The organism is Bradyrhizobium daqingense, assembly GCF_021044685.1.
GTDB lineage: Bacteria > Pseudomonadota > Alphaproteobacteria > Rhizobiales > Xanthobacteraceae > Bradyrhizobium > Bradyrhizobium daqingense.
Genome location: NZ_CP088014.1, coordinates 535,521 through 546,147, shown reverse-complemented (window position 1 = coordinate 546,147; position 10,627 = coordinate 535,521). Strand labels below are relative to the sequence as shown.

8 protein-coding genes are annotated in these 10,627 nt (G+C 66.0%); 2 read left to right on the top strand and 6 right to left on the bottom strand.

The genetic code is table 11. The features are described 5' to 3' along the window. Positions 1 to 27 precede the first annotated feature (27 nt). Positions 28 to 1,218, top strand: coding sequence for an ABC transporter substrate-binding protein (locus LPJ38_RS02530; RefSeq protein ID WP_145638546.1), 1,191 nt, complete (start codon positions 28 to 30; stop codon positions 1,216 to 1,218). 158 nt (positions 1,219 to 1,376) lie between these two features. On the opposite strand, the gene LPJ38_RS02525 is transcribed toward LPJ38_RS02530, so the two are convergent. Genes LPJ38_RS02525 through LPJ38_RS02510 form a run of 4 tightly spaced genes read right to left on the bottom strand, consistent with a single transcriptional unit; the run spans position 1,377 to position 5,977 of the window. Continuing rightward, a complete protein-coding gene (locus LPJ38_RS02525) occupies positions 1,377 to 1,766 on the bottom strand; it encodes an MAPEG family protein (RefSeq protein ID WP_145638689.1) in 390 nt (129 codons plus the stop codon). 26 nt (positions 1,767 to 1,792) lie between these two features. Continuing rightward, positions 1,793 to 2,875: a lipocalin-like domain-containing protein gene (locus LPJ38_RS02520; RefSeq protein ID WP_145638548.1), complete on the bottom strand. Its 1,083-nt coding sequence runs from the start codon at positions 2,873 to 2,875 to the stop codon at positions 1,793 to 1,795. Beyond that, positions 2,865 to 5,327: an FtsX-like permease family protein gene (locus LPJ38_RS02515; RefSeq protein WP_145638550.1), complete on the bottom strand. Its 2,463-nt coding sequence runs from the start codon at positions 5,325 to 5,327 to the stop codon at positions 2,865 to 2,867. The genes LPJ38_RS02520 and LPJ38_RS02515 overlap by 11 nt, the downstream gene beginning before the upstream one ends. Beyond that, entirely contained in the window at positions 5,324 to 5,977 is a 654-nt protein-coding gene (locus LPJ38_RS02510; protein WP_145638552.1) for an ABC transporter ATP-binding protein, read from the bottom strand. The genes LPJ38_RS02515 and LPJ38_RS02510 overlap by 4 nt, the downstream gene beginning before the upstream one ends. A 144-nt stretch (positions 5,978 to 6,121) precedes the next feature. On the opposite strand from LPJ38_RS02510, the gene LPJ38_RS02505 reads away from it, so the two are divergent. Then, positions 6,122 to 7,444: an MFS transporter gene (locus LPJ38_RS02505; RefSeq protein ID WP_145638555.1), complete on the top strand. Its 1,323-nt coding sequence runs from the start codon at positions 6,122 to 6,124 to the stop codon at positions 7,442 to 7,444. 53 nt (positions 7,445 to 7,497) lie between these two features. Here the strand turns inward: LPJ38_RS02505 and LPJ38_RS02500 are convergent, their stop codons facing one another. Together LPJ38_RS02500 and LPJ38_RS02495 are read right to left on the bottom strand one after the other, a co-directional pair. Then, entirely contained in the window at positions 7,498 to 9,216 is a 1,719-nt protein-coding gene (locus tag LPJ38_RS02500) for an N-acyl-D-amino-acid deacylase family protein (RefSeq protein ID WP_145638557.1), read from the bottom strand. A 42-nt stretch (positions 9,217 to 9,258) separates the two neighbouring features. Next, positions 9,259 to 10,467 carry an MFS transporter gene (locus LPJ38_RS02495; protein WP_145638559.1) on the bottom strand — a complete coding sequence of 403 codons (1,209 nt, stop codon included), beginning with the start codon at positions 10,465 to 10,467 and terminating at the stop codon, positions 9,259 to 9,261. Positions 10,468 to 10,627: the final 160 nt, after the last annotated feature.

Genomic DNA, 10,627 nt, shown 5'->3' with positions numbered 1-10,627 from the left:
CACAGAAGACTGCTGGGAGACAAACATATGAAATCAGCACTTTGGGCCGCAGCGGCGTCAGCCCTATTGATTGCGGCGCCGGCCGCCGCACAAGGCGTCAAGATCGGCATCCTCAACGACCAGTCCGGCGTCTATGCCGATTACGGCGGCAAATGGTCGGTCGAGGCAGCCAAGATGGCGATCGAGGATTTTGGCGGCGAGGTGCTCGGCCAGAAGATCGAGCTCATCACCGCCGACCACCAGAACAAGCCGGATCTCGCCGCCTCCATCGCGCGGCGCTGGTACGACGTCGAAAACGTCGACATGATCACGGAGCTGACGACGTCTTCGGTTGCGCTCGCGATCCACGAGCTGTCGAAGGAGAAGAAGAAGATCGACATCGTCGTCGGTGCCGCGACCTCGCGCCTCACTGGCGACGCCTGCCAGCCCTATGGCTTCCACTGGGCCTACGACACCCGCGCGCTCGGCGTCGGCACCGGCGGTGCGCTCACCAAGGCCGGCGGCGACACCTGGTTCTTCCTCACCGCCGATTATGCCTTCGGCTATGCGCTGGAGAAAGACACCAGCGAGATCGTCACCGCCAATGGCGGCAAGGTGGCCGGCTCGGTGCGCGTGCCGCTCAACTCCTCCGACTTCTCCTCCTTCCTGCTCCAGGCGCAAAGCTCGAAGGCGAAGATCGTCGGCCTTGCCAACGCCGGGCTCGACACCACCAACTCGATCAAGCAGGCCTCGGAGTTCGGCATCGTCGCCAGCGGCCAGAAGCTCGCGGGCCTCTTGATGACGCTCGCCGAGGTCAACGGCCTCGGACTGCAGGCCGCGCAAGGCCTGGTGCTGACCGAGGGCTATTACTGGGATCTCAACGATCGCACCCGGAATCTCGGCGAACGCTTCCTCAAGCGCACCGGGCGGATGCCGAGCATGATCCACGCCGGCACGTACTCGGCCACTCTGAGCTATCTGAAAGCGGTCAAGGCCGCCGGCACCAAGGATCCGGATGCCGTCGCCAAGAAGCTGAAGGAGCTGCCGGTCGACGACGACTTCGCGCAAGGCGGCAAGGTGCTCGAGAACGGCCGCATGATCCACGACATGTATCTGTTCGAGGTCAAGAAGCCCTCCGAATCGAAGAAGCCCTGGGACTACTACAAGCTGCTCGCCACCGTCCCCGGCGACAAGGCCTTCTTCACCGCCAAGGAAAGCGGCTGCCCGCTCACGAAGTGAGGCTCTCCTGTCCCGGACGCGCTGCAGCGTGAAGCGCTGTTGCGCAGAGCCGGGACCCGGGCCTCTCCGGGCGTGGAGGCCTGACTGGGTCCCGGTTCAGCGGCGCAGCGTTACACGCTGCACCGCGCCCGGGACACGAGCGCGTGTGATGCCGTGGTTTACTTCACCAGCCGCAATACCACCGCCCCCAGCGCGCCCATCCACAGCACAAGCGCCGCGAGGACCTGAATCGCAAAGCCCGTGCCGCGCTTGGCGGCCGCCTGCGAATAGCCCACGAAATAGACGATGCGGCCGATGATCCAGACGACGCCCATGCCGGCTGCGATGGCGTCGCCGATATAGACCGCGAAAAGCCAGAGCGCCGGCAGGAAGATCGGCATCCATTCCAGCGTGTTCATCTGGATGCGGAAGGCGCGGTCGAAATCCGGATGCCCCGACATCGCTGGCACCTTGACACCGGTCTTGGTGCGCAAGCGCGACACGTTGATGGCGGTGAAGAAATAAAATGCGATCGCCAGCAGCGTGACGAGAGCGGTGAGATGATACATCGCGAATCCCTCGAAGAGATCGCGCTTCAATAGCCGGTCATCTCGAGATAGCCAACGCCGTCATGCGTGCCCGCAAAACTGATCGGCCCTTCCCAATAGGAGAAGCCGGTCCCCATCCAGGCCTTCGGGTTCAGCGGCTTGCAGGCAATCGAGAACGATCGCGACGGAATCGCGATCTGCCATTCCACCGGCACCTTGCGTCCCGCAATGTCCACTGTCGCCTTGGGGACCATCTGGATATCGCTGCCCGCGATCATCTGCGTGTCGCCGGCGGCGCTGATCCAATTGCCGAACGGATAGTTTTGGCCGTCCTTCTGCCGCAGCCGGTACAGCATCAGCTTGTCGCCGGACGCCAGATGCAGCGACAGCCAGTCCCAGCCGGTCTGGTCGGCATCGAGCGGCTGGCTGCTCCATTCGCGGTCCAACCAGGCCTGGCCCGAGACGTCGACCGGCTTGTCGTCGATGCTGAGCGTGCCGCGCGCGCGGTAGAACGGCTGGCTGTAGTAGTAGGACGCCTGACCGCGCTCCGACTTGCGGCTGTAGCCGCGATCGCCTTGAAGCACCACCGGACGATCGCTTTCGAGCGTCAGTGCGTAGCTGAAGTCGGGGCCGGAGGCCTTCAGCGTCAACGGCGCAAGTGTGCGATCGTCGGTGCGCTCACCACCTTTCATTTCCCAATCGTCGATCCAGGCCTCGAACGGCTTGGCCGTGACGCCGGCCTGCCCCACGCCGCCGCGCGAAAATGTCTCGCTGAAACGGTGAGTGTCGGCGCGCGTCACCGCCGCATGTCCCATCCACACATGTTGGTTGGCCCAGCCTTCGCCCTGCGGCCCCGGTTGCGCTGCCTGGCGGAATAGCGTCCATTGCAGGCCGCAGGCCGCGCCGCCGGCATCGACGAGATTCGCCGTGAGATACCACCACTCGATACGGAATTCCGGATGCGGCCCGTGATCGCCAGGGAAGTCGAACAGCTTTCCCGGCGTCACCTTGGCAAAGTCGTCGGCGGTCTCGCCGAGACCGGCATAGCCCTGCGCACCTGCGCGGCGCGCCAGAGCGAGCGCGGCAATGACAGTGGCGAAGGCACGCCGCGAGATTTTGTCAGCGCTCATTGGCGAACACCTTGACGAGGCTCGCCGGCTGCATCCGCGCCAGGCGGATCATCGGCAGCAGCGCGGCGATCAGCGAGGCGAGCAGCGCGACCGCGACCAGCTCGACCAGCTGCAGCGGAAACACATGGAACGGCAGCCGCCAGCCGAACGCCTTCACGTTGACGATCGCGATCAGGCACCACGCCACCAGGAGGCCGAGCGGCACTGCCAGCAGCGATGTGAACAGCGCGACCGACAGCGTCTTGGTCAGCTCGATCGCGGCAAGGCGCGGCCGGGTGAGGCCGATCGCCCAGAGCGGCGCGAGCTGCGGCAGGCGCGAATTCGCAAGCGTCAGCAGGCTCGTGAGCAGCGCGATGCCGGCGACGCCGAGCGTGAACGCATTCAGCGCGGAGGTCACCGCGAAGGTGCGGTTGAAGACGCGGATCGATTCCGCCTTCACCGTCGCCTGGTCGGCAACGCTGCGGTCGTCGAGCGCAAATTGCTTCTGCAAGGCAGATATCAGCCCGGGGATGTTTTCCCTCGCGACGATGAGGCCGATCCGCGTCTGCGGCGTCTGCGGAAACTGCCGGATCAGCGCCGCGACATTGACCGCGAGCTGTCCCTTGGGATTGCCGTAATCGGCATAGATGCCGACGATGTCGAGCTCCCAGGTCCCGCCCGGCGCCGGCACCGCGACGACGTCGCCGAGACGGATATTCAGCCGGCGGCTGAGCTGCTCGCTGATGAAGGCGGCATTGCCCGGCACGAGCCGGGTCCAGGCGCGGGGCGCGGTTTCCAGCAGCGGCCAGCGTTCGCGATAGAGCGCATGGTCGGGCAGACCGAGCAACTCCACCGGCTGTCCCTGGACTTGCGCATCGGCGCGTCCGCCCGAAAGGATTGCCTGGACATCGTTGCGCTCGCGCAGCCAGGTCCGAATGGCAAGGCCTTGCGCATTGTCGGCGGCGCTGATGTAGACGTCGGGCGCCAGCCGTCCATTGAGCCAGCCGATGAACGTCCGGCTGAACGTCTCCACCATGGTGGAGACCCCGACATTGACGGCGAGCGCGAGCAGCAGCGCCATCAGCGCCAGCGACAGGCCAGAGAGCTGCTGCCGGCTGTCGGTCCAGAACCACAGCGCGAGGGGCCCTCGCGCCACGCGCTGGCCTGCGAGGAGGATGATCTCGAGGAAAGCCGGCAGGATCAGCGCCGCGCCCAGCATCAGCGCGGCCAGCACGCCAAAGCCTGCGATCAGCGTCTGTCCATAGTGCAGCAAGAGCAGCGCGACCGCGAACACTACGCATGCGGCAGCGCTTTGCAGAAGCAGCCAGCGGCCCTGCCTCTGCTGCCAGGCGCGCGGTTGCGCAGTCGCCAGCACCGGCATCCTGATCGCCTTGATCAGGCTGGTCGCGGCCGCCACCAGCGCGCCGGCGATGCTGATGCCGATGCCCGCCAGCCACCATTCGGAACGCAGCGTCAGCTGTCCTGGGATCTGCGCACCGTAGAGTCCGCGCAGCGACGCTGCGACATCTGGCAACAGGGCCGCTGCGATGAAATAGCCGCAGACCAGCCCGATCAGCCCGGCGACCAGCGCCAGCACGACCAGCTCGACGACCAGCACGGTGTTGACCAGCCGCGCCGAGGCACCGCAGGCGCGCAGCGTGCGCAGCATCGGCAGCCGCTGCTCGAAGGCGAGGCCGACGGCCGAATTGACGATGAAGAGGCCGACGAAGAACGACAGCAGGCCGAACGCCGTGAGATTGAGGTGAAAACTGTCGGTGAGTCGCTCCAGCTCCGTTTCCGCGTCGGGCTCGACCCGCTGCAACTGCTCACCGACGACGCTTTGCAGCGGTGCTGGCTTGCCCTTCGCCTTGCCGATCAGCAGCCGCGATAGCTGATCCGGCTTGTCGAGCAGCCGCTGTGCCACGCCGATATCGACCACAACAACGCCGGGCACGAGTTGCGGGAGCACGCGCAGCGGCGGCAGTTGTGCGCCATTGCTGATCACAGGCGCCGCGCCTTCCTTCTCGTGCAGATCGGTCAGCGTCTCCCGCGCCACCAGCGTCTGGCCCGGCGACGTCACGAAGCTGCTGAGATCCGCAGCGCCAAGGCGTGGCGCGTCGCCGACGTCGGCTGGCATCGTCACCGGCTCGATGCCGAGCAGCCGCAGCGAGCGTCCGTCGATCTGGACCCGCCCCTCCAGTATCGGCGAGACTGGCCACCCGGCACGCCTCAGCTTGACGAACAGGTCCTGCGGAAAGGTCGCCGCATCTGGCGCGATCAGCATCGCGGTGCGGACGCCGCCAAACGTCGCCGCGGCGCGGTCATAGGCGCTGCGGGCCTGCTGGTTGATCGCCTGAACGCCGCTCCACAGCGCGGTCGCCGCGATCAACCCGATCAGCAGCGTTGCGAACTGCATCTTGTGGCGCCGCCAATGGCTGAGCAGCACGGCGAGGATCCACAGCGCGCGCCTCATGCGATGCGCCCGCCATGCAAGGTGAGGTGGCGGTCGAGCGTCGCCGCCAGATGCAGGCTATGCGTCACCATCAGGAAGCCGCAGCCGGTGCGCGCGACGAGGTCGCGCGTCAGCGCCAGCACGTCCTCGGCGGTGGCTTCGTCCAGATTGCCGGTCGGCTCGTCCGCCAGCAGCAGCGCAGGCTTCGTCGCCAGTGCCCGGCCGATCGCGACCCGTTGCTGCTGTCCGCCTGATAATTGCTCCGGATAACGCTTGAGCAGGCTGCCGAGTCCGAGCCGCTCGGTCAGCTCTTTGGTCCAGGCGGTATCGTGCCGGCCTGCGATCCGGGCCTGAAAGGCGAGATTGTCCGCAACCGACAGGCTCGGGATCAGGTTGAATTGCTGAAAAACCAGGCCGATCCGGTCGCGTCGCAGCTGCGCGCGTCCTGTATCGGACAGCTTGGTGACCTCGACCTCCGCCAGCCGGATCGTTCCGCCATCGGCGGCATCCAGCCCTGCGATCAGGTGCAGCAGCGTGCTCTTGCCGCTGCCTGATTCGCCTGTGAGCGCGACGCGCTCGCCGGCCGCGAGGTCGAGATCGACACCGCGCAGCACGTGGACCGGCTCGCCGGCGGAGACGAAAGTCTTTGAGAGATCTTTGATACTCAGCACGATGAATGGCGCCGAACAAAATTGATGGAATTTGTTGCTAGCACACTTGCTCCGGAAATGCCGGGTTGCGTTGCTCCCGAAGCCGTTGTTAGCTTCCAAGTCGGCCAAATCAAAAAAGTGCCGAAAGGACCTGCGGGGAGAATGATGAGCGCTCAGGAAACGCCCAATCCGGGCAAGACGATCGAAACGCCCAAGGGCGCCTGGACGATCACTTTTCTGCTGTTCCTGTTCATGCTGGTGAACTTCGCCGACAAGATCGTCGTGGGTCTTGCCGGCGTGCCGATCATGACGGAGCTCAAGCTGACGCCGGAGCAATTCGGCCTGCTCGGCTCCTCGTTCTTCTTCCTGTTCTCGATCTCCGCCATCGTGGTCGGCTTCATCGTCAACAAGGTGCCGACGCGCTGGGTGCTGTTGGCGCTCGCAGTGGTCTGGGCGGTGACGCAGTTTCCGATGGTCGGCACCGTCTCCTTCACCACGCTGCTGATCTGCCGTATCGTGCTCGGCGCCGGCGAAGGCCCGGCCTTCTCGGTCGCCGCGCACGCGATCTACAAATGGTTCCCCGACGAGAAGCGCACGCTGCCGACCGCAATCCTGTCGCAAGGCTCGGCGTTCGGCGTCATCATCGCAGTGCCGGCGCTGAACTGGATCATCGTCAATCATTCCTGGCACTATGCTTTCGGCGCGCTCGGTATCGTCGGCCTGATCTGGGTCTGCGTCTGGCTCGCGCTCGGCAAGGAAGGCCCGCTGGAGGACACGCAGGCCCTCGCCGTCAGCGAGACGAAGATCCCCTACGTACAGCTGCTCACCTCGCGCACCTTCCTCGGCTGCGTCGCTGCGACCTTCGGCGCCTATTGGGCGCTGTCGCTCGGGCTGACTTGGTTCACGCCCTTCATCATCAAGGGCCTCGGCTTCTCGCAGAGCCAGGCGGGTTGGATCTCCGTTCTGCCCTGGGTCTTCGGCGCCACCATCGTGCTGCTCACGGGCTGGATCTCGCAATTGATGATGGCCCGCGGCTCGACCACGCGCGTTGCCCGCGGCGTGCTCGGCTCCGTGCCGCTGGTCATCGGCGGCCTGATCCTGGCGGCAATGCCGCATGTCCAGGGCGCCGGCCTCCAGCTTGCGCTGCTCGTGGTCGGAACCGGCCTGTGCGGCGCGATCTATGTGGTCTGTCCGCCGATGCTCGGCGAGTTCACGCCAGCCTCGCAGCGCGGCGCCATCCTCGCGATCTACGGCGCGCTCTATACGCTCTCGGGCATCATCGCACCCACCGTGATGGGCACCGTGATCCAGCACGCCAGCAGCACGCTCGAAGGCTACATGACCGGCTTCACCATCAACGCCGCGATCATGGTCGGCTCCGGCCTGCTCGGCTTGTTGCTGCTCTGGCCGAACACCGAACGCGCCAGGCTGACAGGCGGTACGGCCGCGCAATCGGCGCCGCTGAAGAGCGCCGTGTCGCCGACGTAGTTAGGAGTGGCCTCCGTCTTACCCTCCAGGGGAGGGTAAGCGGCAACGCCGCGCTAGTTCGCTACTCCCTGCGCGCCCCGAATCAACTTCCCGGGCCGCTTGCCGGTGGCCTCGCCCTGCCGCCGCGTCACTACGCCGGACACGATCGTGGCTTCATAGCCGTCGACGTCCTGCAGCAGCCGCCGTCCTCCGACCGGCAGGTCGTAATGCACCTTCGGCGGGTGCAGGTGCAGGCGATCATAGTCGATCACGTTGACGTCGGCCTTGTAACCGGGAGCAATGAGCCCGCGGTCGGTGAGGCCGACCGAGAGCGCGGTCTTGCGTGCCTGCGCCGCCACCACGAACGGGATCGACAGTTTCTCGCCCCGCTTGCGGTCCCGCGTCCAGTGCGTCAGCAGATAAGTCGGGAAGCTGGCATCGCAGATGATGCCGCAATGCGCACCGCCGTCGGACAAGCCCGGCACCGATTGCGGATCGATCAGCATTTCGCGCGTCGCATCCAGATTGCCGTCGGCATAGTTGAGGAACGGCACGTAGAGCATGCCGCGGCCGTCGGTCGACAGCATCGCATCGTAAGCGAGCTCTTCCGGCTGCCGGCCCTGCTTGCGCGCCTGCGGTCCGAGCGCGTTCTCCGGCGGCTGCTCGTAATCGGGGGGATCGCCGAGCAGGAACATCTTGTCGTAGTTCGGACGGAAGAACAGCGGATCGTCCGTCGCGGTCGCCGTCTCGCTCAGGATCGCCTTGCGCACGTCGCTCTGATGCAGCCGCGCCAGGCGCTCCTGCAGCGGCAGATGCGCGATCGCCTGGTAGCTCGGATGGGTCTGGAACGGATTGCGCGACAGTTCGAGCCCGAGCAGCAGGCCTACGGGGCGCGCCGCGATCTGCGCGGTGATGGAAAGGCCGCGCCGCGCGGCGGCATTGATCTCGTCCAGCGTCTGGCGCCAGCGCTGCGGCGCCTTGTCGTTCTGGGTGATCGAGAACGAGATCGGGCACTTCGTCGTGTCCGCCACCCGCAGCATCATCGGCAGGTCCTCGTGGATGGTTGACAGGTCCAGCACGAATTGCAGCACGCTGCGGCCCTCGCGGTGCATCGCGCCGGCGATCGCGGTGAGCTCGTCCTCGCCCGCCTTCAGGGTCGGCGTGAAATCGCCGGTCGAGGTGCGATGATTGAGCGTGCGCGAGGTCGAGAAGCCGAGCGCGCCTGAGCGCACCGCTTCGCCCGCGAGCTTCGCCATCGCCGCGTTGTCCTCTGCGGTCGAGGGATCGCGGCGGGCGCCGCGCTCGCCCATGACGTAGACCCGCAGCGCCGCATGCGGCAGTTGCGCGCCGACGTCGATGTCGAAATGTCGCTTCGACAGCCAGTCCATGTAATCGGGAAAGCTTTCCCAGGCCCAGGGGATGCCGGCGCTCAGCACCGGCTCGGGAATGTCTTCGACGCCTTCCATCAGCTGGATCAGGCGGGTGTGGTCGGCTGGCTTGCACGGCGCGAAGCCGACGCCGCAATTGCCCATGATCGCGGTGGTGACGCCGTTCTGCGACGACGGTGTGATGTCTTGGCTCCAGGTGACCTGGCCGTCATAATGGGTGTGCACGTCGACGAAGCCCGGCGTGACCAGCTTTCCACGCGCGTCGATCTCTTCGCGGCCTGTGCCCGCGACTTTCCCGACCTCGCTGATCTTGCCGCCGCTGATGGCGACATCCGCCTCGACCAATTCACCGCCGCGTCCATCCGCAACGGTGCCGCCGCGGATCACGAGATCAGGAGTGCTCATGGTGTTTCTTCCCGTTTGTTGTTTCTTTCGCCGGGACGACGACTAGCTTTGTGGTTGCCGCTTCCGCTCCGTGAACGGCGACAGCACCACTGTCGCCACCATGAAGATCACGGACGCGCCGAACACCCAGTGCGGCGCGCTGTGGTCCATGATCCAGCCGAACAGCAGCGGTGAGACGATGCCGCCGAGATTGAAGCCGGTGGAGACGATGCCGAAGGCGCGGCCCGCAGCGCCGGCAGGCGCCGCGTTGCGCACCAGCATGTCGCGCGAGGGTGCGATCACGCCGGAGAGGAAGCCCGCGGCCGTCATGGCGGCGGTCAGGGCCCAGCTCGGCAGCGTGACCAGCGCGATCAGCAGCACGATCGCCGCGTTGACCGCAAAGCAGGCCGCGGCGACCTGGCCGTGACGCTCGGTGCGGTCGGCGAGGACGCCGCCTGCGAGCACGCCAAGGGCACTGGCGCCAAGGAAGGCCGTCAGCGCGATATTGGCGGCGGAGTAGGAGGCGCCGTAGCCGCTCATCAGTGCCACCACGCCGAAATTGTTGATGCCGGCAACCGACAGGCTCAGCAGCATGAAGAGCGCAGTCAACGTGACCAGCGCCGGCGTGATCACGGCCTGCTTGGGCGCGCTCTCGCTGCCGGGCTTTTTCTTGTGCGCACCGGCGTCGGGAATGTTCATGACTATCAGCAGCAGGGCGACTGCGACGCCGATCGCGCCCGAGGCGATCAGCGCGCCCGTGCCGCCGGACAGCGTGACGAGCGCAGCCACGATCGCCGGTGCGACGGCGCCGCCGAGAAAGCCGGCAAAGGTGTGGATCGAGAAGGCGCGGCCCATCCGCGCCTCGTCCATGTGCTCGGCGAGGATCGCGTAATCGGCGGGATGATAGACGCTGTTGGCAAGGCCCAGCAGCACGGCGCAGGCGATCAGCGAGGCGTAGCTGAGATGCAGGCCGAGCAGGATCAGCGCCAAGCCGCCGAGCGCGAGCCCGGCCAGCAGGATGCGCCGCGCGCCAAAATGATCGACGAGATAGCCGGTCGGCGCCTGGGTCAGTCCGGACACCACAGCGAACACGGTGAGCGCGAAGCCGAGCTCGATATAGCCGACGCCGAGCTGGCTCTTGAGGAACGGGAACAGCATCGGCAGAACCAGCAGATGGAAATGGCTGACCCAATGCGCGATCGAGATTCCCGTTAGCGTGCGTAGCGCGCTGTCCGCCTTGCCTTGCTGCGGTGCGGCGAGAACGTCGACCATTGCAGTTCCGTTTCACTCCCGATGGACGCGCAAACTATCGGGGAGGGCGGTTATTTGTCCATGAACGCAGGCGCATGGCAGGTAGTGCGGGTGGGGCTCCATCCCGTCGTGGTCCTGCTCAAGGTCGGAGAAACGAGCAGGCTGCCTCCACATTGAAGGG

What these genes read in the sequence shown, in the direction of transcription:
- LPJ38_RS02520 (WP_145638548.1), bottom strand. Translation starts at nt 2,875, where the DNA reads ATGAGCGCTGACAAAATCTCGCGGCGTGCCTTCGCCACTGTCATTGCC.
- LPJ38_RS02505 (WP_145638555.1), top strand. Translation starts at nt 6,122, where the DNA reads ATGAGCGCTCAGGAAACGCCCAATCCGGGCAAGACGATCGAAACGCCC.
- LPJ38_RS02515 (WP_145638550.1), bottom strand. Translation starts at nt 5,327, where the DNA reads ATGAGGCGCGCGCTGTGGATCCTCGCCGTGCTGCTCAGCCATTGGCGG.
- LPJ38_RS02525 (WP_145638689.1), bottom strand. Translation starts at nt 1,766, where the DNA reads ATGTATCATCTCACCGCTCTCGTCACGCTGCTGGCGATCGCATTTTAT.
- LPJ38_RS02500 (WP_145638557.1), bottom strand. Translation starts at nt 9,216, where the DNA reads ATGAGCACTCCTGATCTCGTGATCCGCGGCGGCACCGTTGCGGATGGA.
- LPJ38_RS02530 (WP_145638546.1), top strand. Translation starts at nt 28, where the DNA reads ATGAAATCAGCACTTTGGGCCGCAGCGGCGTCAGCCCTATTGATTGCG.
- LPJ38_RS02495 (WP_145638559.1), bottom strand. Translation starts at nt 10,467, where the DNA reads ATGGTCGACGTTCTCGCCGCACCGCAGCAAGGCAAGGCGGACAGCGCG.